Origin of the sequence: Vibrio frigidus (genome assembly GCF_042465995.1) — a bacterium.
Classification (GTDB): Bacteria; Pseudomonadota; Gammaproteobacteria; order Enterobacterales; family Vibrionaceae; genus Vibrio.
The window spans coordinates 139,718-164,613 of sequence record NZ_JBCDMC010000005.1 but is presented as its reverse complement, the minus strand read 5'-3'; the positions used below and the strand labels follow the sequence as shown (position 1 = coordinate 164,613).

The window sequence follows — 24,896 nt, the reverse complement described above, 5'->3', positions numbered from 1 at the left end:
TTACTTTGCTACCTATCAATAAAATTTGCTTTGAATAGTAAAAGCGCCTCACGCAGTGGGCGCTCTTTTATCGGTTTTACTAAAACAAAATCAGCTCCAGCTGCCAAAAATGCCTGTTTAGTTTCTTCAAAACCATCCGCTGTGCACGCTATTATCGGAGTCATAAGACCCATGTCATCTCTAATCAATTGTGTCGTTTCAATCCCATCCATATTTGGCATTTGGTTATCCATCATAATGAGATCAAACGTTTTCTTTTTCAGTTGATCTAATGCGGTAACACCATCTTCAGCCCAATCGACAGTAAACCCGTATTTTTCGCAGAACGCTTTCGCAATGAATGCATTGGTCTTATTGTCTTCTACCAAAAGCATGGACAATTTTCTGTCAAATAGCTCGATAGGCCTATTATTTCTATATGTTGTATCCAAACTTTGCCATTCATTTTGTTCATCAATAGGAATTCGTAATAGCAGCGTTGTGCCAATGTGCTCTTTACTCGTAATATTGACTTCGCCTTCAAGCATATCAACTAGCAGCTTCACTATAGAAAGACCTAAACCACTGCCTCCATATTCTCTTATCGAGGTTCTCTCTGATTGGGTGAACGGGTCAAAGATAGTCTGTAGATTTTGGTCCGAAATACCTATGCCTGTATCACTAACTTCAATGTTTAATTGTGTTTTACCTTGCTGATTTAATAACATCGAGAATATAACGTCAATCTGCCCTGAATGGGTAAATTTTAGAGCGTTACTCAATAGATTAAACAGTATTTGAGTAAGGCGAACTTGGTCTGACAATATCATTGTCTCACGTGGAACTTGGTTGCTCACATTGAGTTTAATATTCTTATCATCACATAGCGGCGAATATATATTTTTTATCGTGTTAACCAAGCTCGCTAAAACGAAGCTGCTTTTTTCTATATTAAGTTTGCCTTGTTCAATTCTTGAGAAGTCTAATATGTCATTTAACACCGCTAGGAGATGCTCTCCACTCTGACATAACACGTCAATTTTCTCTGCTTGATCTTGCCTGTGTGTACTCTTTTTCAGCAACTGAGATATGCCTAATATGCCGTTTAATGGTGTTCGGATTTCATGACTTATTCGTGCCATAAATTCAGCTCTCGCGGTTGCTGTTTTTTCTGCTTCTACGCGAGCAAGGTTACTTTGCCTTTCCGCTTCGACGAGAGAAGTGATGTCCAATCCCTGTCCAATAATAGTGTGTATTTCATCGTCTAAAGAGATCGGTGATAGGTTCCAAAGATAAACTGTTTTACTAATTGGGATTTTTATACCAGTTAAGACCGCCCCCGTAGCAACCATTTTTATATGAGCGACAATTCTCATTTGGAACGCTTGATAGTCGCCTTCATTATGCACATCATCCAGCCTGAATGCCTTTTCTGCCGCAGGGTTCATCCGAATAATTTTTCCATCGCCATTCCAAACCACTATCGGAGATAATGCGAAGTTAAACAGATCTTGAAATAACTTTTCTTTTTCTAATAGTTCCGAAAAGGTATGTTCTAACGTATGACCAATGTGGTCAAATTCAGACACGATTGAACCTTCAAATTTGGACACCTTCCGCTCATCTCGGGCAATTTTTGCATATGCCATCAGAGAGGTAAGTTCACTTGTAATTCTTTTATGAATGAGAAATCTTGCCAAAAAGGCCGATATGACAATTGAGAAGAATGAGAAAATGAGGCTGATCTTGAAGTTGTCTTCTAATGATAAGAAATTCTGGTTATCTTGCAACGAATAGACGCTAATTGGGCTAATAACACCATCTACTTTGACGTCAATACTATTTGCCATCAACGTACTATTATAAACTGGGGAAGGCCTTTTAGATTCTTGGATCCGAATCAAAAGGTCCCTATTTAATTTAACCGTTGAAGCAACCGGTTTTCCATTCACCATTAAAACAACATCCGTCGTATTACTGGTATTTTTTAGGTTTTCAACTAGAGCAAAGTTGTTGTTAAGAACCATGACGATAAATAATTTACCTAATACCTCCCCTCTGTTGCTTTCTACAACTGGCATCCGCCTTATTAACAGATGTCGTTCTCCAGAATTAGTTGATAGTGCGATGAAATGCCAACTATCGCTATAAGCAACATCGCGTACGAGCTTATCTAGGTGGCGTTGATCTATCCCAAAAAACGACGCGTTGCCGTCATCCCAGAAAAGCGATTGCGATTTTGAGATAAATCGAAAATCTGGTGAGTTTTTCAAATTCGCTTGATCGATAGAGATAAAGTAATCGTCAATTTTGGATATATCTTCAGATTCAACAAAATTGGACAAAGTGACGCTGTTTGTCTGACTATTTTGATTGGATTGCATCGTACCCAATCGATAATCGATTAGGTTTTGCAACAATGACGCTGTTTGAGTGATATTGCGTTCTATTTCTTGGGTTACTGCTGTAGAACTAAATTGGTAACTGAAACCTAAGAGAAGAGCAATAAGCAGTGTAAACACAACAAAAATGAGACGAACGGTCAGATTAACCATCGATCGTGGCTTAGATTCTCTTTTAATTAACTTCATTTATCAGAGTACCTAAAAGCCCGTTTTTTTAAACGTTCGATTTTTTCCGCACTGTCTTCTTTAGTAATAAGTTCGAAGCTCCCCGAATACACGGTGGGTACCTCTCGACCTTCTATATTCCACTTTATGGCTTCTGCCATTGCAACGCCTGTATCATCGTTCATTCGCATAACAGTGACATCTAAATCGCCATTAGCGATAGCATCAAGTTCAGCGGAACCACCACCCCAGCCATTAATCTTAATTTGAGTGTTTCCTGACTCTTTTATTGCGTCGATGGCACCTAACGCTACGTCGGTAGAGCAGGCATAAAGAAAGTCTATTCCTTGTGCCTGACTTAGCGCTGATTTTGCGGCGATATAGCCCGTTTCTTTCGTTGCTTTTGTATAGTATGAAGAAGTGAGTTTGTAACTTTGATTATTTGCCATAGCATCAATAAAAGTGTCACCTCTAGCGGCACTAATATAGCCTTGAGAGTAATACAGCATCGAATACTCTGCGCCTTGGGGTAACGCCTTTTTAAAGTAATCGGCTAGCATTAAACTGCCCACAAGGTGGTCAAAACCTACATATAGAAACGGTTGCTTCTTATCCCACGTTTTCACGGGTGTGGTAATATTCTGTAAGATGAGTTTAGTATCGGAGTTATGCAAAACGTGTTCAATAAACTTTTTATGCCTACCTGTTTCTAAAGTGAAAATTAGGTAGTCCGTATTTTTCTTAAGGGCGTTGTTTAGAAATGAGTTTTGTTGCCTTACGTCTGCGTTAGGTCGAGTGAATATTTGTTCAAGAGAATATGTAATATTAAGTTCGATTAACCGTTGTTCAAACGCGAGAATATTCCTCCGCCAATAGTCCGATTCCTGTTCCCCAGGGTAGACCACCGATATATGAATAGGGTCTTTTTGTACGACTTGCAAAAGTACAGGATTATTGTCTATCGTTAAGGCTAATTCGCTTGTCAGTCTTTGTTGTTCTGGTTGAGAATCTAGATAATCAGAATAACTCCAATATGGACTAAGCACTTCAACCGACAAGCTGTAGGATGAATAGAGACAAGCCACCAGTGACAATTGAGCTATATTGACCTTCATTAAACGCCCTAGATAAGAGTGTGTCTTCAAATCATAATAGAGAGTAATGGGTTATAGCAACATTTAAAGGCCTATCTATTAAAAAGAAGCCATCGGCAGATACCGATAGCGTCTAAAATTGTGACAATTAGATACTGATTTAAAATGTAAGCGCTAGATTTGCTGAAGCTCCAAATTCATTTTCACCGGCATACGAACCTGCTACATCGATATTAACAACATCGAATGGTGATATTCCAACGCCTGCTGTAACCATATTGTCGATCGTGTTTTCTAGGTCAATTTGATAGCCTGCTCTGAGTTGCAACCAATCCCAAGCATTTCCTTCTAAACCAAAACGGACAAATTGTGTGTCATCATCAACGTTGGCATAACGAGTCTGTGCGGTCAAATCTGCATCTAAAGCCGCGGTAAACAACCGAGAAGAATAGGCAAAACCTAACGTGGCTTGAGGTGTAAGCTCATATTTGTAATTTAAGTTGGCGGTGTTGACTTCCTGTTTAAACAGATCTTTTATAGCAAAAGCGACTCTCCACTGCTCCTTGTACCAAACCGCACCTAAATCTAAATTAAATGCGGTGTCGTTAACTTCACTTTCATCATAGTCATCTAGGTCAAAATCTTCGACATTTACAATATCTGAATAGGTTCGAAGCTCCTGGTATTTTGGCGAGATACCAAGTGAAAATTCTTGCCCACTAATCACCAGTTTTTTCGCAAACGATACTCCATATTCTGTATAGCCAAATGCAGCAAGGTTTACATTCGAGTTTTCGTATCGAGTTTGAGTATCACCCCCAGATTCGGATAATGAGGCGATATCGGTCTCTGCAATTATTTCTACATAACCTCGACCAAAAAAATTCACAGCAACCAAAGCGTTGGGTATCGCAACAGCAATACCCGCTGTTGCGGTAACCGTTAATGGCTTATTCCCCGTAAGATCATCCAAGTGGCTGTTAAGTTGACTGATGTTAGATTGGTCAGGAGAAGCTTTAAATTGATCTATAGTATCTTGAAGGTCATCTATTTCCTGAAGCGTGTCCTCGCTATCTCTTGCTGTCATACCAATACCAGGAATTAACAACGCAAAACTGTCGGACTCTCTATAATGCGCGGTTAATGCAGGGTTGTAAAAAGGGGCAACCAAATAGTCAGCGCTTGCCACACCAGTGTTTCCCATACCATTACCACGACTGTCCGCAATGTGCGTAGCGGCAAGGACTGAACTAGACATTGTCGCCACACCGATAGCCAAACCAATCTTATTCATCGTTTTCATAGACATCTCAACTGTAAAATTAATTATATATAAGGCTCATTCCATTGATGAGCATTATATATAATAACAGTAAAAATAGATTATTTCGCGATATCGGTCTAAAAATAGCGGCCAGAAAAATAAATCACACTTGGGGGAAAACAAAACCATTACTGACCAATGTCTCTTTATCGATCTTTTTTAATTGTTTTATTTTATATTCCAATTGCATGGCAGAAACTTTATTATTTAGCTCTTGAGACCATTCTAAAACTAATGGTCCTTTACCTTTTAAGGCCTTCGCTCCCTTTCCATCCTGATGCATTTTAAATCGACGTTCCAAGTCGTTAGTGACTCCGCAATACAGGGCATTTCTGTTATTGCGGATTAGGTATACCCACCAACTTGTGTTCGATTGTTCGTTAGCTAAATCAGACATAGACTAAAGTAGCAGCTCTAACATTTCGCGTAACTCCGCCACTTCTTTTTTAACTAGGGCAAGCTCTTCTTCTAGTTCAAGAAGCTTCTGATTTTCTCGCTGTTTAACACCTTCGTATTGATTTTCAGGTACTGATGAGAAAGCGTCTAGATCAACTTCTCCACAAAACTGATGCATATAACGTGATTCCCTCTTACCCGCTTCTCTGGGTAGCTTGACCACAATTGCCGATTCAACATCATTAGCAGACAATTTATCTAACACTGCTTCCGTTTCTTTTACATCGGTGAATTGACATAGTCTGTTCGTCCGAGTTCTCAACTCACCTGGTGTTTGTGCTCCTCGAAGTAGAAAACAGCACACCACGCCTTTTTCTTGCTGAGTAAATTGCAGATCACCAAATTCAGTGTTACAGAAACGATGTCGATATTTTGAGACACGACTATTAAACGCACTTTCATCGCTTACCATACGTTTTGATATAAGGTTATCAACCGCGTCTAGTACATCACTTTCACTCAGCGACATGACCGGTTCGCGGTTGCTTTTTTGATTACATGCGTTGGTTAAACTGTTTAATGTGAGTGGATAAAGATCAGGAGTCGTCGCTTCTTTTTCTAAAAGACACCCAATAACTCGTGCTTCGATAGCTGACAATTCAATTTTCATACTCATTCCTTGTGGTTATATATTGAGTAACTAATTGGCAATTTGATATGTTCACCCAGAAAATGCGCAGCCTTAACTAGTGCTCGGTCTTATGTAATTCTTTGATTAACTTACCATTTTTATCGACCAAAATAATACGAGCTCTGTTTAAATCGACTTCGACAAGGTCTTGCTCTTCCCGTGCCTTTAAGTAAGCACGTTGTAGCCGTAACGATACTTTGAGATTAGATTCACTGTTTATTTTTTGCATATGTATGATTATCGTTAGATTCCGCAACCTCTGATTTGATTTCTATTTTATAACCACATATTGATCGAATAACAATCCTTACCTCAGTTTACTTTTAGTAGCTAGTGAAATTCTCTCCATTTATGATATGACTGTTCTCAAAACGTCTGATATGCTTTAGCGAGTTAACAACATTACATAAATTTAGGAAGATACCGCCATGAACAACGTTTTTGAGATTGTGAATCAAGCTCGTCGCAAAAATAAATTAAAGCGTGAACTCCAAGACAACGAAAAAAAGGTCCGTGATAATACCAAACGCGTGGAGCTATTAGACAACCTGTTAGATTATATCAAACCTCAAATGTCACACGACGAAATTGTTCTTATTATTAAGAACATGAAAGCCGATTACGAAGATCGTGTCGATGATCACATTATTAGCAGCGCAGAGATCTCAAAGTCACGACGTGAAATCAGTCGTCGTATTAGAGAACTAACCGAAGTCGACAAGCAATCTCAAGGTAAAAAATAACCTCTCTGCAATGTAACGTTATAGTACATAAAGTAAACCTCAATAATTGGGTTACCAATATTGAGGTTTTTTTATACAAATTTTCAATAGATTCAGTAATCAAATACGCCTTTTCTTTTGTTAAACGTTTGCGTAATCGCTAACTTACTAAAAACCCATTTTTGTGGCTTTCCTCACACTCTTGTACCTGATATATTCAGCGCCAATTAACAAGTAGAACCATTCGAGGCACGGAGCTTCCTCGTATATCTCACGAAGAGAAGAATTGGTACCGAATTATCGGCATTCAAATGAGGATTTAATAATGGAATTTAATATGATTGAAATTATGGGTTACGTCGCTTCTATAATGGTTGCTATTTCATTAACAATGAAAGACATCGTAAAATTACGCGTTCTAAACTTTGTTGGTTGTACATTTTTTGTCATTTACGGTGTAATGATTGGGGCAATGCCCGTTGTGGCGACTAATGCTTTTATTGCTTGCGTAAACGTTTATTTCCTCTTCAAGATGTATCAAGAAAAAAAATTAAACGTAATGGATGCCATAAAAGTCTAAGTTACCACTGTTATTTATGGTGATATGACAAATACTATCCCGACTCGTTGACTCGTTGGAATAGTATTTGTCTTAGCTCACGCAGTAAAACTTATCTCAACCAGCGACTTTCCAATAAGCCACTCCAATTCTCGTTTACTTTCGCTGCCATATCTATTATTTAGCAATTTGTATAGCCTATCAATACCTTCCTGTACCGGTTTTTCACCATTTTCAAAAGCAACAATATGATGGAAGATAATGCGAAGAATCGATTTAAATTCAGGTCTGCCTAGAGAGCTCACCCAACTTTCCGAGAAAGTTTCTAATTTATCATCCAAATCTAAATGAGATACTAGCATCCCATATATGCGCTCATCTAACGCCAACATAAAGTCTTGCTTCTTAGGGAAGTGGTGACTAATTCCTGTTCTTGAAATTCCTGTCTGTTGACTTAATGTCGTGTACGACATTTTGTCGTAACCCAACCTCAGCAACTGATCGGCAACAGCATCTAAAATTCTTTGGATAGTAACCTTAGTTTCAGCTTTACTTCTTTTTGGCATATATCACCTCTTCTAACGACGTCATTAACTATTCACGATCAATAAAATGGCAATATTAGATATAGCCATTCGTACTATTTGACGTACATTAAATGGTTTTACCGAATAGATGATTGGCATCCTGAAACTATTGCTATGCAACTTTGCTAATAGGTCTTTCTTCAACTCGCTCTTGAACTAAACTGGGCATATTTTTCTGGTTATCTATCAAGTAGCTAATGTAGTATAGAGCGACTTTAAGTAAGAGGAATTGTTATGACCAAAGATACAAATGGTATTGACCCAGAAAATGAACTTTGTGAGGCGTGTGGTGTTACTGCTGAAGTAGGATTTATCATTGGAGAAGGTGACGAGGTTGCTGACGTATCTATATTCGCTCAGTCCAAGCAGCTTCTACAAACTGAGCTCGACAAATACATAGCATTAGCAAAAGACGTTTGTACAAATGTTGAGTATGATACGAGTCCAATTGCCGACGATGCGAAAGAGTTGCATGTCCAGTTCAAGTTTGAAGTAAGTGCTGAAAAACTGATTTTTGAGCTCAAGTCTCGTTCGATCAGTCGCTAACTTTCAAATATCAACGGGCTAATATCTTTAGCTCGTTTCTACACCACGTCTTCAGTTTTTCAGTTCTGTGCCGATAGGTAATAAAATCATTAAGAAATTGCCCATGTATTTTAATAAAACAATACTCATTCTTTGCTGCTTGATTCTACCTTCAGCTTCTATTGCTACGCCGCTTGACGAGTATGAAATACTGAATCATTTGGACAGTTACGGTAATCTATATCTTCGAAACAAACCTTATACATCCTTACCAACTGGTTTGGTCGTGAAAGGTAATCTAAATATTTCAAAAACAAGCATAGAAAAACTCCCACAAGGCCTAGTGGTAAATGGTAATTTAGACGCTTCAAACAGCGCACTTAAGCAGATTCGAAGAGGCACTAAAATTAAAGGCTATGCCAATTTTCTTGGCGCAACAATCGAAGCATGGCCTGTAGGTATTAGTGTAGGCGGTTACATTAACTTTACCGATACGCAGCTTAAATCTTTGCCAGCCAGATTGAGTGTCAATGGTGATTTGAGTGTTATTCGTACTCCGTTAGCAGAATTACCCAATGACATTATAGTAAAAGGCGACCTGTACATTGGTGGATCTAAGATAAATGCATTCCCAGAAACCATGACGGTTGACGGCAATATATTTCTTGGCGGTAATATCATCAAAATCTGGCCGAAAAATCTCTCCCTTGGTGGCGCTGTGGCTAGATAAGTCAAAACAGATCCAAATTAATACAATTCTTTCAACGACCAACCAAAAATCACATCAAATTTAATAACTAAAAGGAGCGTAATGCTCCTTTTATTGCCCTTTGTTATGAACCGGGTTAGCGTACATATTAGTCAATACTTTCTTCGCCCCATCTGACAACTGGTCTAGTTTGTCTTTGAAATCTTGTTTAACTTTATCTGTTATAGAATCGTCTTCAATGCCCGCAGCATAAAGATTAACAGGATAAAGCGTATACAGCTGACTTATCTGCTTATCTATTTCTAGGGCGAGCTCTTCTGGCTTATCAAATTCTTTCTCTATGACACGACCAAAACAAACCGATACCCTGCCTTTATGGCCGACAATACCTTTGACGATACTCTCAATATCTTCGAATTCAGTTTTTTCATAACGTCCATTATTCCGTTTTTCGTCAAGCTCTCTAGCCTTGTCTAAATCACATGGATCATTCTCATATGAGATCGCAACCGGAACAATATTTAGCGATTTTATATATTCGCCAAATCCCACCTTTCTTTTTCGACCTTCCACATGAAACATCTTAAGTATTGCAGGCTCAGTGATATCGTTTCCGTCTTTAGCTCGACCTTCTCGTTGAGCAATCCAGATGGAATTTCCTGTCTCTAATGAGTTTTTGATATAAGAAGACAGCAAACCCAGCGCTTTCAACAACTCTCTTGGTGCCTTAATAGAACGCCTTACAATAAAACTCTTATTTAGCCTCATCAGCTCCGTCGCACATGGTTTTTTAAGTAGGTTGTCTCCAGTCGCTATCCTGACTGTCTTGTGCTTACTATGATATAAACCATAATTGATGAGTGCAGGATCCATCGCGATGTCTCTATGGTTCGACACAAACAAATAAGGAATATCGCTATCTAAGCTGTCAAGTCCCTCAAAAACCACACCATCGGTTGTTTTTCGAAGTGTATTCGCAAGATACTTTTCAACCTCCAATTGCACATCGGCTACCGTTTTTAGTTTGCCCCATTTCGTTTTTAAAGTGATCTTCACAAAGGGAGAGAGAAGCGTCTTTAGCCACACAGGTTTGGTTGCAAAACGATGATTAATAATGGCACTGACAAACTCTTGGTCACAAACCAAACGATCAATAGCGCCACTAATTTCTGAATCATTGTATGGTCGAATTTCTTGGTAAACATCTTTTTCAGAATTCATATTTTTCTTCATTATTTTAAAATCGGGCTAATTCTACGCACTCTTTGGCTTATATTCAGCATTAGTATTGGCATTTAATCATGGTCCGACCAGAGTATGTATTGAAAATTGCTCATTATGAGTGATACCGCAACTAACCTGACGTCAGGATTGCATCATTAGGTTAGGTTAGCTCTAGTGCTAACTATATTGGCTTTATGTCAAATAACAGGTAACCTAGCGGCGAATTATTCGAGGTCACTATGAACTACTCTATTCAGTTTGAAAACATCGCTCATCCCTACATCACTATTTCATCAAGAAGAAAGACCTTAAAATATTCGCTGATGACCGTCACTCAAGGCACGATTTTGATAAAGGTGGGCAAGAATGAATACGCTGTAGAACCAGGTCAATATTTTTGGATACCTGCTGATTGCTTAGTTTCAACGACCTTTTTTCCTTTGTCTAACGTTTCAACTATTGCATTTTCTCAACGACTTGCCGACTCATTTACGAATAAAGTTGGCTTTGTTGAAGCAAGTGATATCACAGAGAATGCATTTAGCTTGCTGATGGATTCGTCTCTCGACAACGATTACCATCAGGTTTTACTGCAGGTCGTTCGTCATGAGGTGAAAAATACCAAACCTCAGTTACTAATGAATCAACTAAGCCAGAAATTTAACGCTTGGGCACCAAACAATAACGCGGGACTAGATGCCGAAATCCATTTCTCATTAAAACTAAGAGAAGCGCGCAAGCGTGTGCTTTCTGGAAAGAAACCCGAACAGGTTGCTTTAGAACTATTTGATGTTTCACAACAAGAATTTGCTGGCTTGTGTGAATTTGGTTTTGGAGCATCTCTTTAAACTCGTTTGATTCCAAGCGAGACAAAGAAACGAACCGCTAGAGAGACCCCATGTAGGAGCACATCTCATCAGATCAATTATTTAATGGTGTTGGTATTACAGCAAAACAGTACCGGAGAATATTAGTATACATTGTTTTCTAAAAGGTACTTTTCGACCGAGAATGTCGTCAATTTATTAACTGATTTTTTATTTCTAAGATTGTCTCTGATAAATGTGCTTCTAATGTTTAGTTTTTCCGGACAAACAGTTACCGACCAACGCGTCAGTATTTCTTTATAATTCATAAATTTATTAAAATTTATGAAGTTATCAGGCCCCATAATGAAAGTAAGTTCAGCGTTAATGTAGTGCTTTTCTAAGGCCGACAATACTGCAAATGTTGTTACGCTCTGTTCTGGTTGGTATAGATCTTTTTCTACCTTGGATATCTCTATTTTTGTCGAATTCAAATCTTTGACAAACAGTTCAACTAACTGACAACGTAGTTCATAATCCAACATTTCCTTGCCCCAAGCGTGCGAGATACTTGGAACTAAGATAACCTTGTCAAAGTGACTCAACGAATCAATGACGTTCTTATGGCCTAAGCTCGGTGGATTAAATGCGCTTCCAAACACGGCAATTTTAGTTTTGTTCTCTATTTTTAACGACATAAGATAGATTTTCACTGTTTTTAATTGTGAGTAATTAGGTATGATATTACCTGTTGATACATTTTGTAGGAAAAGGAACCCAAATGGAACATCAAATTCGTGAAGAGATGCGCGTATTAGCTTCTATCGACCCTGATTTCGAGATTAATCGCCGAGTCGAATTCATTAAAAATAAACTGGCCGAATCCGGTTGTAAATCGCTAGTATTAGGTATTAGCGGCGGTATTGATTCAACAACTTGTGGCCGTCTCGCTCAACTCGCCGTTAATAGTTTGAATGAGGCATCCTCAACCAACGAATACCAGTTCATTGCAGTTCGTCTTCCCTATGGTGAACAGAAAGATGAAGAGGAAGCACAACTTGCCCTTTCTTTTATAAAACCAAGCCATTCGGTTTCTGTTAATATAAAAGCTGGTGTTGATGGTATTCATACCGTCACTGGTGAAGCACTACAAGGTGCTGGCATTCTCCCTGAAGACGATGCTAAACACGATTTTATAAAAGGTAACGTTAAAGCCAGAGCACGCATGGTCGCTCAATACGAAATTGCAGGTTACGTTGGTGGGTTGGTCATAGGTACCGATCACTCAGCGGAAAATATAACGGGCTTTTACACAAAATTTGGTGACGGAGCTTGTGATTTAGCACCTTTGTTTGGTTTGAGTAAACGCCAAGTCAGACAACTCGCTAATACATTGGGAGCACCTCATGTATTGGTGAATAAGACACCGACAGCGGATCTAGAAGAGCTGTCTCCTCAAAAAGCGGATGAAGATGCGCTGCATCTCACTTACGATCAGATCGACGATTTTTTGGAAGGAAAAGCAGTATCTGTAGACGCAACAAATAGAATAGTTGCGACCTACAAAGCTACTCAACATAAAAGAAAAGCGATACCAACCATTTACGACTGAGTTGTTAACGATACGATAGGAACGGTATCTAATTACAGAAAGAATCAGCGAGTAAAAGCATCCATGAAAACCAATAGAGCTTTTACTTTCTGATAATATCTCCAGCGAGAGGCTCTCATTGATAACCTTTTGATTTAACCCTAACGATTAGAATAAACACCACTAAATATGCGAAATCAAACACCATTGCAACTTCATTCATTATCTCAACTCAAACCTGGTAGTCAGGTAGAAAGCATGGTATCCGGCGATAAATTTGTCATATTGGCAAACTACGGTTCGCGAGCCATCGCAATCGAAAGTATTACTTTGGTTACGGTTAACGACCATGCACATAAGGATTGGTTTTGCGCATCCAGCGATAAGCCACTAAACAAACTCAAAGTGGGCAATGTGATTACTAATAAACACACCTACGTCATCACCCATGTGTCGGATTACATACTACATGCCAATCGTAGTGTTGAAATAACCAATCCAAAAGAATATCTACTTTTAGATTAACTTGAGAGTTCGACATCTGTTGTTGGTACACTACAACAAGCAAGTATCTTGCCGTTCGCAGCAGCATCCTTCGTTAATGCAGGCACGTCTTCTTGATCAACTTGGCCAGATTTGAGTTCTAACATGCAGGCCCCGCACAAGCCCGCTCGACAACTATTAGCAATATATAAACCCTTTTTTTCTGCTTGCTGCAAAATGGATGATTGATTATCACCCTGAAACTCTTGTCCATTTAGGCTCAAAGTCACAGATTTGATTTCCTCTACCTTATTTTTGGTATTCACGCCAAATGATTCTTGATGATAGTTCGTTTCAGGTAACCCCATTTTAAATAACAAATTTTTTGCTTTATTCATAAAAGGTTTCGGTCCACACACAAAAGCTTGTCGTGATTCTATGTCCGGAATATGTTTTATATGAGACAACGCTAGTCGACCTTTCACTCCTTCCCATTCTTCGTGCGCCTGACTCAAGGAAATAACCATTTTAAACCCAGGAAATCTCGCGTGGAATGTGTCGAGTTCATTTCTAAAAGGAATATCGTCTATCGTACTGCACTGATGGAAGAATACCGTATCATTGAGTTGATTGTGATCCGCCAAAAATCTCAACATAGATATCATTGGGGTAACACCACTCCCCGCAGACAAAAGCAGAAGAGGTTGGTCTGTCGTTCCTTGCAAATGAAAGCTTCCGGATGGGCTTTCCGCTGTTAATACTTCCCCTACTTGCATATTATCGGATAAATAGTTCGATACCTTACCTCCATTCACCCGCTTCACTGATATCGCATACCGCCCAAGACGACTCGGGCTAGACGAAAGCGTATAAAAACGAGCGTACGATTCACCATTTGCTTCAATCTCTATCGGTAGGTACTGACCAGGGGAATAATTGGGCAATACACCATGGGTTGGCTCTAGCCAATAGGTCACAAAGTCTTTCGCTACTTCTTCGATTTCAACACAGGTTAATCGTAAGCTTTCATTCTCTATACTCTTTGTAAATCCTTTATCAAGGTAAACCTCTTTTTGCTTGTACTCTAACACTTCTATAGGGTCACCAACCTGTATTGTCCCTTCGTTTATCGCGACTAAGTTTTGACCAAAATAGACCTCTCCTTTCTCACAAGATCGAAAGTTAATCAGTGTTTTTAATGGTTCTTTATTGGCTTTATAGCTTCCCGTTTCTGCATCAACAGTGGTAAGAATACATCGTTGACAAGGCTTCCTTATCTCAAACTCAACGTCACCTATCTTAATTCGTTTCCAACTATCTTCTACAAAGGCTTCATCTCCAGAGACAACAATATTTGGTCTGAATTGTGCCATATCATGGTTATCCGAACTTCTTTCGTTTAACGCAACTAGAGATGCTTCGCTAATAACCAATAGTGGATAACCATCAGCAAAACTAACGCTGTGTCCAAATTTTTCCCTTACACGTTTCGACTCTTCTCCTGTATAAAGTAACTGCACAGGAATACCTAAAATTGAACTAAACCAATGATTCGCAGATTCAGTAGTCGAAAAAGCAGTGAAAACATCATTCCAAACATTCGTTTTTACTTGCTCCATTTCGAATTCAGTCATCGTCAGTTTGAAAGGCGCGGTGTTATCAAAACTCAACCACATGCCATTAGGTGTCAGGTTGGCCTTTACCCTCACTAATTGAGGATAAGCTCTAGCCGTGATCATCACGCCCTCTTGATCGGCTAACATAAATCGGCGATCAAATATAATCCCTTGTTTTTCAACCCATGAAGTAGATAGACTGATACCTCTAATTGACTTAATTGGGTAGATATTGATTTGGGAAAGAAGGGACAAAGACAAGTTAGACATCGGGTTTCCTTATAGGGTTATTTGCTTACATCGTGACAAATTGCGCAAACGTTTTCTTTTAAAACCATTTACTCATAAAAAATTGATGAAATACAACATTTTTTCTAATATTATCCCGACGCCATAACTTTTCTAATTCATTGTTCTAGTTCAGTAGCGGCATCAATACTTATCAGTTCTAAAAGTGGAGCAAACTAATCATGACTACTCTCACCATTACTCGCCCAGACGACTGGCATGTCCACTTACGTGATGGGGCTGTTTTAGCGGATACCGTTCGCGACATTAGTCGCTATAACGGGCGGGCGATCATAATGCCCAATACTATTCCACCGATAACTAACACTGAATTAGCAATGGCTTATTATGCACGCATCAATGAACACATTGAGTGTGACCATTTCAAGCCATTAATGACACTCTACTTGACTGATAACACCACACCAGAAGATATTATAGATGCAAAAGCGTCAGGTAAAATCGTCGCGGCAAAACTTTACCCTGCAGGAGCCACCACCAACTCGGATTCTGGAGTCACGTCGATAAAAGCACTTTACCCCGTTCTTGAAGCGATGGAAAAAGTTGGAATGCTACTGCTAATTCATGGCGAAGTGACAACGGCAGAAGTCGACATTTTCGACCGAGAAAAAGTATTTCTGGACACGATTCTTTCACCAATTGTGGCGAGATTTACGACACTTAAGATCGTTGTTGAACATATTACAACCTCTGAAGCCGTGGATTTTGTAAACAATGCACGAGATAATGTAGCCGCTACGATCACAGTGCATCACCTATTGTTCAACCGTAATCATATGCTTGTCGGCGGCATACGCCCTCACTTATTTTGTCTGCCTATCCTTAAACGAAATATTCATCAAAAAGCACTAATAGAAGCGGCAACCAGTGGGAACAAAAAATTCTTTATTGGCACCGATTCTGCACCACATTCACAAGACAAAAAAGAAAACAGTTGCGGCTGTGCTGGTTCTTATACCGCTCATGCCGCTATAGAGTTATACGCCGAGGTTTTTGAAAAAGAAAACAAGCTGGAAAACTTAGAAGCATTTGCCAGTCACAATGGGCCTGACTTTTATGGCATACCTAGAAATAGTGACAACATCACCTTAATGAAAGAAAGTTGGCGCGTAGACAAAAAGATGCCTTTTGGAACAGACAGTGTCGTACCTATCCGTGCGGATGAACAGATACATTGGAAGGTTAAGTAAAGCGCTCGTTTTATATGTATTAATGGCTCCTAAAAAGGTGAGTCATTAATACTATCACACCCCTAGACAAGCCTAGTTTTGTATTGATCAGGGGTTTCATTGGCGTATTTTTTAAACATCGCGATGAAAGGGCTTGCTTGATGATAACCCAATGTCAACGCAACCTCTTTCACTGACATCCCTGATTTTAATAACGTCATTGAATGCAGATACTTTGACCTTATGCGCCATTCTGTGAAACTCATACCCAATTCTATTTGACAGTATCTTGCGAGTGTACGCTCTGTAGTATGCACTCGACCAGCCCACTCATTAAGTGACGTATCATCCGTCGGATTCTGTTCCAGTGCAGATAATATCGGTTGCAGTAACTTATGGTGGCTATTGGGTAAGAAATGGCTTTGTTCTTCACTAAGATACAACTGATCCAATAGCACATTAACTAACCTTTGGTCTGGAATTGTGCTTGCCACATTGATTGAACGAAGTCTAAAGTCCTCAATAATTGCGGAAACAATCGGCGTCAGGCTAACTAGGCAGGTATAGCTTGGCATATATTGCGATTTACTTGATTCAATATTAATTGAACAATAACGCAATGGCCTTCTATTGAAGCTGTGATGCATAGCTCCGGCCGGAACCCAAACGGCCAGATGCGGAGGCGCGATAAATCGAATTTTTTCGGCTACTATCTCTAGCGAACCTCCAGTAACAATCTGTAATTGCCCCCATTTATGTGCGTGTAGTCGAGTCTCTGTATTTTCTCTAAATGCATCGAAGTTCATAAAAACATCCGATGGAGGCTGGTTGATTGTCAATGATGGGTGTCTATATGGCGAGTTTTTCAAAATCAGTTTCTGATAGAATACAAAAGTACTTTATCATCCACCTCCTCCAGAAAGAAAGCAAGTGAGAGAACGTTCAAACACTTCGCACGTTGATATTGCTATGAATCAAATCATCGATTCTTAAAGTTTATGAAAATTCTTAATTTCAAGATGATTTCACATTAGCAACAATTTAATCCGACACTGTGTCCAACTGAATTATCAAAACCGTGAAGACTCGCCATTTATTTTGCGTTTTCATCAATGCCGACTATATTCGCTGTCAACAATCACTAGCCATCATTTAGCCTAACCTTAGAGAACCACCTTCAATAAATAACGTGGACAAATCCTTCCCCTTAGACATAATTTCAAGTGAAGAATTCAATAAAAATTATAAAGGCTAATAGTTATAAAACTAGCTGCCATAAAAACTGCAATTCCATGGTTTAGATTATTCGAAAATGTTTGAGGGGCGAATACCCAATATTTTCTACATAGGATATGTCAGATGAAAATTTCAATACTAGCAACCGCTATCGTCACAACGTTGGCCTCAGGATCTTCTTTGGCAGCAACGGTATACAAAAGCGATACTGCCGAATTAATGATAGGCGGGCGTGCTGAAGCCCGATTTAACGTTTCAGATAACAACAAAACCGCGTCCTCTAGCACTTTCGATGATAAGTCACGCGCTCGTATTAACGTCGTTGGGAGAACCCAGATAAGTGAATCTTTAGAAGGGTTTGGTAAATACGAAGCGGAATTTGATACCAGTGATTCAAGTACCATTAATAACCGCTATGTTTTTGCCGGAATAGGTTCAGCCGTTGGTGATTTTTCCTACGGTAAGCAAGACTCTGCGCAAGTTATGTTAACGGATATTACTGATACTATGGCCACATTTGGTGCCGATGCCGCTGACCTTACAGATGGAAATAAAGACAAGCGCGACGCCAACTTCTTATACGCAAGTAGCTTTGCAGACCTTACAATTAAAGCGAATTACTTGGCCGCTCAAAAAGCGGATGATAGCGACGAGAGTTTCGGTGTCGCTGGCATCTATTCATTAGAGTCACTTGATGTTGGTGCTGGTTTCGTTTCTACAGACGACGATTATCAATTCAACCTTGCAGCTAATCTAACGGTTGTTGATTTCACATTTGGTGCATTTCTAGCTTTTGGCGAAGCAGCCGATGATGATGCTTCTGCATTTGAAATGTCTGCAATGTACACGATGGGCAAAATGGTATTTATAGGTGTCTACAATAAAAGCGAATTCGATGCAGCAAGTAAAAAATCAAGTGAGGCTGATAACATCGCAATTGAAGGCGTATACAAATTTAACAACAATTTACGAACCTACGCAGGGTACAAATTTGAACAGATGGACAATCTAGATAACCAACTTCAAGCTGGTATCCGTTACGATTTCTAGTCCACGAGCAAAAAGGTAATACAGTTAGGTCCAAATATAAGTATGGCCGTAGCTGTATTACTGCCCCATAACAAACAAAATGTAGACGTATTGAGCGAATAATAAAATTGAGTTCATGTTAATAGATTTTTGATATGGCCAGTATCGTTAATTCGATGAAATTTTTTTTACGTTGTCCCTTTCTTATCTAGTAGACAAGATTAGTAAAGGAAAATAATTGTATGGTACAGCCGGTAAAAATTACGTTATATCGTTGGGGTGGGAAATGGGGACCATTCAGTGTCAAGATACCCTGTGGTGAATGCACCCTAACCAAAGATATACTTAGCGACACGTTTGCAAATGAGCTAAAAGATGTGCCGGTTGAACTAGAGGTAAAAGATTGGCTTTCTCATTGGTGGGAACCGCTTAAACTTGGGGCGTGGCATGCGCCAATACTTGTTGTAGAAGGTAAAGTCATCAGTCAAGGCGAAGCCCTTAACCGAGGAGTGCTGGTTCAATCAGTAATAAAGCAGTGGAGTCAACGCGACGAACTGAAAGGAAATATTGTATTTGGAAAAGCAACGTGCCCGTATTGCGTGAAAGCAAAACAGATGCTCGATGATGCTGAAATCGAATACAGTTATTTTGATGTTGTCAAAGACAGTGCGGCACTGTATCGAATGATCCCTGAGGTTAAAGCGATCATTGGGGAAAAAACGCCAGTCACCGTACCTCAAATATGGCTAGACAGCCAATATGTCGGTGGAGCAGATCGTTTAGAATCAGCGTTGAACGACACGAAACTCTAATGTTATAAGTAACTCTGTTTAGTTTTTAGATAAAGATAGATGCCCCTAAGTACTGATGTAAGGGGCATTTTTTATTTAATCATTTTTTTAATCAACGCTTTAATGCGAGATTTTCTTTTCGGTGTTGGCTTACCATAAATTGCTTCTTCTACCATCTGCTTAGCGATAATTTGACTCAAATATGCCGCACCTAGATCATGTCCCATAATATATTCCTCTTTCACCTTAAAATGTAATTAACTTTCTTTTAAGTGTGACTTTAATCGCATTAATTGTATTTTGCAAGACTTTGATCACATTTTATTGTAATTAAATTACACCAAGACCGATTGCTACTCGCCTATCCTACAATGGTGAGTGTATAGTTAACGCATGACATCAGATAGGTAGACATTCATGACAAAGACAGTATCCCTTGTACTAGGCAGCGGTGGAGCAAGAGGATTAACTCATATAGGCGTCATTCATTGGTTAATAGAAAATAATTACAAAATTCAATCTATAGCTGGGTGTTCTGCTGGTGCACTTATTGGTGGGATATACGCGGCAGGAAAGCTTGATCCATTCGTTGAGTGGGTAACGGCTATAGACAAAGTATCAATGGCTAAATTATTAGATATCTCCTGGCAATCTAGTGGCCTGTTTAAAGGCGACCGAATTATTAATACACTGGTCGATCTTATTGGTGACACCCAAATTGAAGATCTCGATATCAAATTTACGGCTATCGCTGCAAATGTACGTGAGGAAAAAGAAGTATGGTTAAACTCTGGTCCTCTTTTTGATGCGATAAGAGCTTCTATTTCTCTGCCACTTTTTTTTACACCGTTTGAGATAGATGGAGAATCATTGATAGATGGTGGCGTACTTAATCCCGTACCAATCGCGCCGACATTTGGGGACAAAACCGACTTAACCTTAGCTGTTAATCTAGGCGGTGACATTATTAAACTACCAGAAAAAACCGAGGTTATTCCTAGTCAGGTCAAAGGATCGATCCAACAAAAAATAAGCCACTACGTAGATAAATTACAGGATTCTGTCATTGGTTCTATTAATATCAATTTCGAGGCCTATGACATTGCAAACCAAGCTTTTGATGCAATGCAAAGTACAATTGCACGACAAAAACTAGCGGCCTACCCACCAGATAAAACAATAGAAATCCCTCAGAACATCTGTGGTACATTTGAGTTTGACCGCGCAGAAGAGATGATTCAGTATGGTTATGACGCGGCAAGAAAGGCATTTAGCGAGAACTAGACCTAATTTTAGTCGATGGAAAGGTCTTATAACGGATAATGAACCAAGTCTCAATGAGTAGAATAATACTTAATAACACTTGTAGCTCTACGCGCTCCAGCAGGAAAAAAATTGTCGTCACGATAGACAACCAGCTATAGAGCAGAATTTTCTTCTTTTCAGTTACTGTCAGGCCCTGCTTACGTCTAATTCGAGTAACGGTGGGACCGAGGTACCTGTTATTTTGTAGCCAGAGCTGAAAGCGAGGTGAACTCTTACTAAAACAGAACATAGCAAGCAGAATAAACGGTACGGTAGGAAGGATGGGAAGAAATACCCCTAAAAACCCGAGCCCAGTCGCTAACCATCCAATACAAATAAAAAACCATTTTTTCAAATTGTTAAACCGATTAAGAGAAACTCCCTCATTTTATTACGAATAGTTCCCATTAACAATTGATTAATTCAAGTAATGTACGAGTGATAAAGTAGTCATGAATTTTTCCTGATCAGTATGCAATTCTTCCATATTGCATATCACCAGCCGTATCTCCATCAATCAATTCAACTTAAAAAAAACCTATCCAATTTGGATAGGTGGAATACAAGTTCCTAAATAATCACATCGCCAATGAGGCAAATGTATTATTAATAATTTTCGTTTTTGATTTAATAGCATCGAGTGTTAAATTTTAATTTATCATGCTAATTAACAAGCATTAAACAGAACGATTTAGTTCATGCATACGCTACAAATCTATACCATGATTATAACAAGACGCCAAACTAAAATAAGTTTTGTTATAAAGTACATCCGAATAGGACAAGACGTTAATGTACATGTTCTCTTTTTTTTCTAACGTTTTAAAACCAATTGACCTGACAAATTTATTTAACGGGGAATTCCTGTTTTTTGACTTATAGATGGCACCATCAATAACTTTTCTTATGAGCAGGGACATGATAAAACCGACAATATTCAGTAATAGAATCGAATTAACACAATAGAGCGACTCTATAACCATATATTTATTACCTTTGGTAAGAGAATCATTTTCAAATTCAAATGATATGAATGCAACTGGAATGTCACTGTTCTTCTCAATAAAATGAAAACTAATCGCATTACCAATGACGACTTCCCGTCTTTCTAGTTTGTCCATGTTACAAACATTAGATGTAAAATCCCAGTAACTATCAACAATCAACTTTCTCACTAAATAGTCTTGTAATTTTTTCTGTGAAACTGCTATTGCTTCCGAACCAACCAGTTGCGCAAAATCATAACCCAAGCTACTGGTTATTTCTATCTGCCTTCTGTGGCAAGGAGCAATGACATCATTTTCCCAACGACTAATAGATACAGTATCAATCCCTGACTCTCCCCCAGTTGATGCCTCAATGAGCCCTACCATCTCACTTTGCGTTATACACTCTATAACTCTTAATCTTTTAATTAACCTGCCGAAATTAAAAATTTTCATTCATATGCCATGTGCTAAATGCTTAAAAAATTCATGGGCCATAAATTATTCACTTCCAACATTTATAAATATAGGGATTTTCCGACGTTCATGGCAGATATTTCTGTAAGAACAATATTGAGTATTAAGAAAGCTTACTGGCAAATAATTTCAATTAATAATGTTGCCATGCCAATACCATCGGTTGGTCACGAAGATATAATCACTAAAAAGAAAGGAGATATTATGATTAGAACACTGAAAATTGATAATTTGATCGTTCAAATAGACAATTTAGACAAATATGAGATTAAGCATCTTGAAGGTTACATCGCAAAAAAGCTTAAAACTCTCAATAATTTATATATTGAGAATTCCAAGCTAACAGACACGGAGTTAGATTTTATTAAAGATTTGATGAAAAACCACTAAATCATATAATATCTTTTAATAATGACTTGTTAAAATAATTAAGATAGTTTTTTAACCTGATAATATGTAATTCATCTTCAGTATTACTATATAGTTCAATAAATTTTAATCCCTCGTTCAATCCCGCCGTTTTCAATATGCCTTTAACTTGGTGGACAAATTCATTCTGTTCAATTTCAACTTCCCTTGCTAAATATTTATCTAGAACTTCAACCGCATTTATATGAAAATAATTATATATATCTAAGAAACTTTCAGAACTCATATCACCCATTAATAATGAAACTCGACTCTTGAAAAATTCAATAAAAATAGTGTCTATTTCAGACATAGGTTTGGGCATAGAATAATAATAGCCCTGCGCTTCATGAAAACCGATAAACTTAAGGAAATCGTTTGTATCTTTATCTTCAACTCCCTCTGCAACAACATTACATCCTTTGTCTTTGATATAATGGAGTATAGAAACGACCAACTCTTTTTCTTTTTCACTATTGCGTACTTTAGCTATTAAATTTAAATCAATCTTAACTTCGTCAAATGGTATCCTGTCTACTCGGTCTAAATTGGAGTAACCTTTACCGAAGTCGTCTAGCGAAAATTTAACACCAAGTAACTTCAACTGAGCAATATTAAAATACAACTTACTGCTTTCGATCTGAGAATCTTCTGTTAACTCGATGGTGACTAACCCAACGTCAACATTGTGCTTTTTTGCTAGCCTATCAAATTTATTGACGAAACCTTTATGGCCAAGCACATCAGGGTCAACATTAACAGACAGGTTATAGTAGGCCCCTACTTGTATACTACTTTCTAGAGACTTAAATGTTTTTTCTAACACTAACCAATTAAAAGCTAGTTTTTTATCCAATGTGTCAATGTAATGGAGAAAGTTATTAGGTTCAATGATACCAAATTGTTCATCGTACAAACGACTCAATACCTCATACCCCGAAATATAACCACCCTCTTGTATGTTGATTTTGGGTTGTACATATAAAATCAAATCTGATTCAAGTTTTGTTATGATGTCAGAGCCTTGGTCTTTAGGGTCATACTTAATCGGGTTATGCTGTATCTTTGTTTTGTCATTTAATAAGAATGTTAAAATATCCTTTTCGATATCAGAGATTCTATCAATAATAAAATCTGGTGTATCTTTTGGAATAAAACCGACCAATCGTATATCAATTTCGCTTATCGACTGCATAACAAAGCTGATAAATTCACTGTCTAATGAACTCACAATATATACAGGAATATCAGATAGGGCGTTCTGCTCTAAATAGTTTAATACCGTTATTCCATCCCCATCTTCCATCTTCATATCTAAGAGTATCAGGCCTATCGAATCAGACTCAATTTTTAGCAGTTCAATGGCTCTATTTCCACTTATGGATTTCTTAATAATTGCCTCTTTTGGCACAATATCTCTCAAAGCTATTTCTAGAACATCTTGAAAAAAAAGTTGATCTTCTACAATTAGTATATCTTTACAATTTTTTGACATTTAATCCACCCTGAAAACCGACTAATATTGAACAATAAAATAATTCTTTATTATACAGCGCATCATAATAAGTCAGAACTAATGACGTACTGTCTTGTTGTTCTTTATGTACTTTAAATCCAACCCCTCTTAAAAACCTTTTTAAATTGGACTTTTTATTTTTGCTGGTAAAACCGATCATATTGATCTTTTTTAATAATAATTTTCTGGTTACCAAGCCCAACATGTGCGGTAATATTTTAGTCGATAAGCAAAACATTGAACTAATTTGCAAACATTGCTCTCTGTTCTCATCATCGAATGATGGGTGAATTACTTTATCTAGCGCATGCCAAAGGTCATTTTGAGAAAGGTACTTATAGGTTATTTGACCTAGAGGTATACCTTTTCTATCTGTATACAATATGCAGTACAGCGTATTACCTTGTTCATCCTGAGATTGAATTTCTTTATATACAACATCTTCTATCTTAACATTCTCAGTATTTTCCCAAACATTTGACTTTTCAATTACCTTAGGATTAAAGTCACGGACGAGTAAATCTTCGTTGGCTAAAATCACATCAAAATAACACTTAGACGCCCCCTGAAAAACTTCGATTTGACGGCGGTGCGTTGGTACAACGACCCAGTTCTCCCAGCGACTTATAGTTACTACATCCAACCCAACGAGTTTATTATCCTTATTCGTTACCAGATCAACAAACTCATTTTGACTTAAAAAGTTTGATGTTCGAAATCTCTTTAAAAGCCTACCGAAATCTATCATTATTAATCAGCCACATCATTGTTCAATTTAGAATAATGATCATATT

General features: G+C 38.3%; 28 protein-coding genes. 12 read left to right on the top strand and 16 right to left on the bottom strand.

Annotation, left to right across the window (positions count from 1 at the left end; all coding sequences use genetic code 11):
• Positions 1-8: 8 nt before the first annotated feature.
• The 6 genes from AACW90_RS10260 to AACW90_RS10235 all read right to left on the bottom strand — a co-directional run bounded on the left by AACW90_RS10260 (position 9) and on the right by AACW90_RS10235 (position 6,283).
• Entirely contained in the window at positions 9-2,570 is a 2,562-nt protein-coding gene (locus AACW90_RS10260; RefSeq protein ID WP_390233902.1) for a LuxQ periplasmic sensor domain-containing protein, read from the bottom strand.
• Positions 2,567-3,664, bottom strand: a complete 1,098-nt coding sequence (locus AACW90_RS10255) for a substrate-binding domain-containing protein (RefSeq protein WP_390233899.1) — start codon at positions 3,662-3,664, stop codon at positions 2,567-2,569. Before AACW90_RS10255 ends, AACW90_RS10260 begins: the two co-directional genes overlap by 4 nt.
• Before the next feature lie 139 nt (positions 3,665-3,803).
• The gene (locus AACW90_RS10250; RefSeq protein WP_390233897.1) at positions 3,804-4,946 is read right to left on the bottom strand and encodes a conjugal transfer protein TraF; all 1,143 of its coding nucleotides are present in this window, start codon (positions 4,944-4,946) and stop codon (positions 3,804-3,806) included.
• 124 nt (positions 4,947-5,070) lie between these two features.
• The gene (locus AACW90_RS10245) at positions 5,071-5,364 is read right to left on the bottom strand and encodes a GIY-YIG nuclease family protein (RefSeq protein WP_390233894.1); all 294 of its coding nucleotides are present in this window, start codon (positions 5,362-5,364) and stop codon (positions 5,071-5,073) included.
• Positions 5,365-5,367: 3 nt separating this feature from the next.
• On the bottom strand, positions 5,368-6,033 hold the full coding sequence (locus AACW90_RS10240) for a YceH family protein (protein WP_390233891.1): 666 nt from the start codon (positions 6,031-6,033) through the stop codon (positions 5,368-5,370).
• 76 nt (positions 6,034-6,109) lie between these two features.
• Positions 6,110-6,283: a hypothetical protein gene (locus AACW90_RS10235; protein WP_390233888.1), complete on the bottom strand. Its 174-nt coding sequence runs from the start codon at positions 6,281-6,283 to the stop codon at positions 6,110-6,112.
• Positions 6,284-6,482: 199 nt separating this feature from the next.
• On the opposite strand from AACW90_RS10235, the gene AACW90_RS10230 reads away from it, so the two are divergent.
• On the top strand, positions 6,483-6,797 hold the full coding sequence (locus AACW90_RS10230; RefSeq protein WP_195705217.1) for a DUF496 family protein: 315 nt from the start codon (positions 6,483-6,485) through the stop codon (positions 6,795-6,797).
• 304 nt (positions 6,798-7,101) lie between these two features.
• Positions 7,102-7,356: a YgjV family protein gene (locus AACW90_RS10225; protein ID WP_195705218.1), complete on the top strand. Its 255-nt coding sequence runs from the start codon at positions 7,102-7,104 to the stop codon at positions 7,354-7,356.
• A gap of 77 nt (positions 7,357-7,433) precedes the next feature.
• Here AACW90_RS10225 and AACW90_RS10220 read toward each other — a convergent pair whose 3' ends face one another.
• On the bottom strand, positions 7,434-7,901 hold the full coding sequence (locus AACW90_RS10220) for a TetR family transcriptional regulator (protein WP_390233884.1): 468 nt from the start codon (positions 7,899-7,901) through the stop codon (positions 7,434-7,436).
• Between the two features lie 255 nt (positions 7,902-8,156).
• Here AACW90_RS10220 and AACW90_RS10215 point away from each other — a divergent pair, with 255 nt between their 5' ends.
• Positions 8,157-8,468 (top strand): YfcZ/YiiS family protein, encoded by a 312-nt coding sequence (locus AACW90_RS10215; protein ID WP_390233881.1) that lies wholly within the window; start codon positions 8,157-8,159, stop codon positions 8,466-8,468.
• Positions 8,469-8,589: 121 nt separating this feature from the next.
• A complete protein-coding gene (locus tag AACW90_RS10210) occupies positions 8,590-9,177 on the top strand; it encodes a hypothetical protein (RefSeq protein ID WP_390234335.1) in 588 nt (195 codons plus the stop codon).
• A 90-nt stretch (positions 9,178-9,267) separates the two neighbouring features.
• Here AACW90_RS10210 and AACW90_RS10205 read toward each other — a convergent pair whose 3' ends face one another.
• A complete protein-coding gene (locus tag AACW90_RS10205) occupies positions 9,268-10,377 on the bottom strand; it encodes a 1-acyl-sn-glycerol-3-phosphate acyltransferase (RefSeq protein ID WP_390233878.1) in 1,110 nt (369 codons plus the stop codon).
• Positions 10,378-10,619: 242 nt separating this feature from the next.
• Here AACW90_RS10205 and AACW90_RS10200 point away from each other — a divergent pair, with 242 nt between their 5' ends.
• Entirely contained in the window at positions 10,620-11,228 is a 609-nt protein-coding gene (locus AACW90_RS10200) for an AraC family transcriptional regulator (protein WP_390233876.1), read from the top strand.
• Positions 11,229-11,350: 122 nt separating this feature from the next.
• Here the strand turns inward: AACW90_RS10200 and AACW90_RS10195 are convergent, their stop codons facing one another.
• On the bottom strand, positions 11,351-11,884 hold the full coding sequence (locus AACW90_RS10195; protein WP_390233873.1) for a nicotinate-nicotinamide nucleotide adenylyltransferase: 534 nt from the start codon (positions 11,882-11,884) through the stop codon (positions 11,351-11,353).
• Between the two features lie 83 nt (positions 11,885-11,967).
• Here AACW90_RS10195 and nadE point away from each other — a divergent pair, with 83 nt between their 5' ends.
• Together nadE and AACW90_RS10185 are read left to right on the top strand one after the other, a co-directional pair.
• The gene (nadE, locus tag AACW90_RS10190) at positions 11,968-12,798 is read left to right on the top strand and encodes an NAD(+) synthase (RefSeq protein WP_390233870.1); all 831 of its coding nucleotides are present in this window, start codon (positions 11,968-11,970) and stop codon (positions 12,796-12,798) included.
• A gap of 168 nt (positions 12,799-12,966) precedes the next feature.
• The gene (locus AACW90_RS10185; protein WP_390233868.1) at positions 12,967-13,302 is read left to right on the top strand and encodes a hypothetical protein; all 336 of its coding nucleotides are present in this window, start codon (positions 12,967-12,969) and stop codon (positions 13,300-13,302) included.
• On the opposite strand, the gene AACW90_RS10180 is transcribed toward AACW90_RS10185, so the two are convergent.
• Positions 13,299-15,137 (bottom strand): MOSC N-terminal beta barrel domain-containing protein, encoded by a 1,839-nt coding sequence (locus AACW90_RS10180; RefSeq protein ID WP_390234332.1) that lies wholly within the window; start codon positions 15,135-15,137, stop codon positions 13,299-13,301. The two genes, AACW90_RS10185 and AACW90_RS10180, sit on opposite strands and share 4 nt — an antisense overlap.
• A 209-nt stretch (positions 15,138-15,346) precedes the next feature.
• Between AACW90_RS10180 and pyrC the strand changes: the two genes are divergently transcribed.
• The gene (gene pyrC / locus AACW90_RS10175; RefSeq protein ID WP_390233864.1) at positions 15,347-16,375 is read left to right on the top strand and encodes a dihydroorotase; all 1,029 of its coding nucleotides are present in this window, start codon (positions 15,347-15,349) and stop codon (positions 16,373-16,375) included.
• A gap of 62 nt (positions 16,376-16,437) precedes the next feature.
• Here pyrC and AACW90_RS10170 read toward each other — a convergent pair whose 3' ends face one another.
• Entirely contained in the window at positions 16,438-17,226 is a 789-nt protein-coding gene (locus AACW90_RS10170) for an AraC family transcriptional regulator (RefSeq protein ID WP_390234329.1), read from the bottom strand.
• Between the two features lie 487 nt (positions 17,227-17,713).
• On the opposite strand from AACW90_RS10170, the gene AACW90_RS10165 reads away from it, so the two are divergent.
• Positions 17,714-18,640, top strand: coding sequence for a porin (locus AACW90_RS10165; protein ID WP_390233861.1), 927 nt, complete (start codon positions 17,714-17,716; stop codon positions 18,638-18,640).
• Positions 18,641-18,861: 221 nt separating this feature from the next.
• Positions 18,862-19,431, top strand: coding sequence for a glutaredoxin (locus AACW90_RS10160; protein WP_390233858.1), 570 nt, complete (start codon positions 18,862-18,864; stop codon positions 19,429-19,431).
• Positions 19,432-19,502: 71 nt separating this feature from the next.
• On the opposite strand, the gene AACW90_RS10155 is transcribed toward AACW90_RS10160, so the two are convergent.
• The gene (locus tag AACW90_RS10155; RefSeq protein WP_275137448.1) at positions 19,503-19,637 is read right to left on the bottom strand and encodes a hypothetical protein; all 135 of its coding nucleotides are present in this window, start codon (positions 19,635-19,637) and stop codon (positions 19,503-19,505) included.
• 190 nt (positions 19,638-19,827) lie between these two features.
• Between AACW90_RS10155 and AACW90_RS10150 the strand changes: the two genes are divergently transcribed.
• On the top strand, positions 19,828-20,694 hold the full coding sequence (locus tag AACW90_RS10150) for a patatin-like phospholipase family protein (protein WP_390233856.1): 867 nt from the start codon (positions 19,828-19,830) through the stop codon (positions 20,692-20,694).
• Here the strand turns inward: AACW90_RS10150 and AACW90_RS10145 are convergent.
• Both AACW90_RS10145 and AACW90_RS10140 read right to left on the bottom strand, forming a co-directional pair.
• Complete coding sequence (locus AACW90_RS10145; RefSeq protein ID WP_390233853.1) at positions 20,681-21,070, bottom strand: YbaN family protein; 390 nt, start codon at positions 21,068-21,070, stop codon at positions 20,681-20,683. The two genes, AACW90_RS10150 and AACW90_RS10145, sit on opposite strands and share 14 nt — an antisense overlap.
• Before the next feature lie 352 nt (positions 21,071-21,422).
• Complete coding sequence (locus AACW90_RS10140; RefSeq protein ID WP_390233850.1) at positions 21,423-22,157, bottom strand: hypothetical protein; 735 nt, start codon at positions 22,155-22,157, stop codon at positions 21,423-21,425.
• A 90-nt stretch (positions 22,158-22,247) separates the two neighbouring features.
• Between AACW90_RS10140 and AACW90_RS10135 the strand changes: the two genes are divergently transcribed.
• Positions 22,248-22,568: a hypothetical protein gene (locus AACW90_RS10135; protein ID WP_390233848.1), complete on the top strand. Its 321-nt coding sequence runs from the start codon at positions 22,248-22,250 to the stop codon at positions 22,566-22,568.
• Between the two features lies 1 nt (position 22,569).
• On the opposite strand, the gene AACW90_RS10130 is transcribed toward AACW90_RS10135, so the two are convergent.
• Positions 22,570-24,081 (bottom strand): EAL domain-containing protein, encoded by a 1,512-nt coding sequence (locus tag AACW90_RS10130; RefSeq protein WP_390233846.1) that lies wholly within the window; start codon positions 24,079-24,081, stop codon positions 22,570-22,572.
• Positions 24,065-24,850 (bottom strand): hypothetical protein, encoded by a 786-nt coding sequence (locus tag AACW90_RS10125; RefSeq protein ID WP_390233843.1) that lies wholly within the window; start codon positions 24,848-24,850, stop codon positions 24,065-24,067. Before AACW90_RS10125 ends, AACW90_RS10130 begins: the two co-directional genes overlap by 17 nt.
• Positions 24,851-24,896 lie beyond the last annotated feature (46 nt).

What these genes read in the sequence shown, in the direction of transcription:
- AACW90_RS10260 (WP_390233902.1), bottom strand. Translation starts at nt 2,570, where the DNA reads ATGAAGTTAATTAAAAGAGAATCTAAGCCACGATCGATGGTTAATCTG.
- AACW90_RS10255 (WP_390233899.1), bottom strand. Translation starts at nt 3,664, where the DNA reads ATGAAGGTCAATATAGCTCAATTGTCACTGGTGGCTTGTCTCTATTCA.
- AACW90_RS10250 (WP_390233897.1), bottom strand. Translation starts at nt 4,946, where the DNA reads ATGAAAACGATGAATAAGATTGGTTTGGCTATCGGTGTGGCGACAATG.
- AACW90_RS10245 (WP_390233894.1), bottom strand. Translation starts at nt 5,364, where the DNA reads ATGTCTGATTTAGCTAACGAACAATCGAACACAAGTTGGTGGGTATAC.
- AACW90_RS10240 (WP_390233891.1), bottom strand. Translation starts at nt 6,033, where the DNA reads ATGAAAATTGAATTGTCAGCTATCGAAGCACGAGTTATTGGGTGTCTT.
- AACW90_RS10235 (WP_390233888.1), bottom strand. Translation starts at nt 6,283, where the DNA reads ATGCAAAAAATAAACAGTGAATCTAATCTCAAAGTATCGTTACGGCTA.
- AACW90_RS10230 (WP_195705217.1), top strand. Translation starts at nt 6,483, where the DNA reads ATGAACAACGTTTTTGAGATTGTGAATCAAGCTCGTCGCAAAAATAAA.
- AACW90_RS10225 (WP_195705218.1), top strand. Translation starts at nt 7,102, where the DNA reads ATGGAATTTAATATGATTGAAATTATGGGTTACGTCGCTTCTATAATG.
- AACW90_RS10220 (WP_390233884.1), bottom strand. Translation starts at nt 7,901, where the DNA reads ATGCCAAAAAGAAGTAAAGCTGAAACTAAGGTTACTATCCAAAGAATT.
- AACW90_RS10215 (WP_390233881.1), top strand. Translation starts at nt 8,157, where the DNA reads ATGACCAAAGATACAAATGGTATTGACCCAGAAAATGAACTTTGTGAG.
- AACW90_RS10205 (WP_390233878.1), bottom strand. Translation starts at nt 10,377, where the DNA reads ATGAATTCTGAAAAAGATGTTTACCAAGAAATTCGACCATACAATGAT.
- AACW90_RS10200 (WP_390233876.1), top strand. Translation starts at nt 10,620, where the DNA reads ATGAACTACTCTATTCAGTTTGAAAACATCGCTCATCCCTACATCACT.
- AACW90_RS10195 (WP_390233873.1), bottom strand. Translation starts at nt 11,884, where the DNA reads ATGTCGTTAAAAATAGAGAACAAAACTAAAATTGCCGTGTTTGGAAGC.
- nadE (WP_390233870.1), top strand. Translation starts at nt 11,968, where the DNA reads ATGGAACATCAAATTCGTGAAGAGATGCGCGTATTAGCTTCTATCGAC.
- AACW90_RS10185 (WP_390233868.1), top strand. Translation starts at nt 12,967, where the DNA reads ATGCGAAATCAAACACCATTGCAACTTCATTCATTATCTCAACTCAAA.
- pyrC (WP_390233864.1), top strand. Translation starts at nt 15,347, where the DNA reads ATGACTACTCTCACCATTACTCGCCCAGACGACTGGCATGTCCACTTA.
- AACW90_RS10165 (WP_390233861.1), top strand. Translation starts at nt 17,714, where the DNA reads ATGAAAATTTCAATACTAGCAACCGCTATCGTCACAACGTTGGCCTCA.
- AACW90_RS10160 (WP_390233858.1), top strand. Translation starts at nt 18,862, where the DNA reads ATGGTACAGCCGGTAAAAATTACGTTATATCGTTGGGGTGGGAAATGG.
- AACW90_RS10155 (WP_275137448.1), bottom strand. Translation starts at nt 19,637, where the DNA reads ATGGGACATGATCTAGGTGCGGCATATTTGAGTCAAATTATCGCTAAG.
- AACW90_RS10150 (WP_390233856.1), top strand. Translation starts at nt 19,828, where the DNA reads ATGACAAAGACAGTATCCCTTGTACTAGGCAGCGGTGGAGCAAGAGGA.
- AACW90_RS10140 (WP_390233850.1), bottom strand. Translation starts at nt 22,157, where the DNA reads ATGAAAATTTTTAATTTCGGCAGGTTAATTAAAAGATTAAGAGTTATA.
- AACW90_RS10135 (WP_390233848.1), top strand. Translation starts at nt 22,248, where the DNA reads ATGGCAGATATTTCTGTAAGAACAATATTGAGTATTAAGAAAGCTTAC.
- AACW90_RS10130 (WP_390233846.1), bottom strand. Translation starts at nt 24,081, where the DNA reads ATGTCAAAAAATTGTAAAGATATACTAATTGTAGAAGATCAACTTTTT.
- AACW90_RS10125 (WP_390233843.1), bottom strand. Translation starts at nt 24,850, where the DNA reads ATGATAGATTTCGGTAGGCTTTTAAAGAGATTTCGAACATCAAACTTT.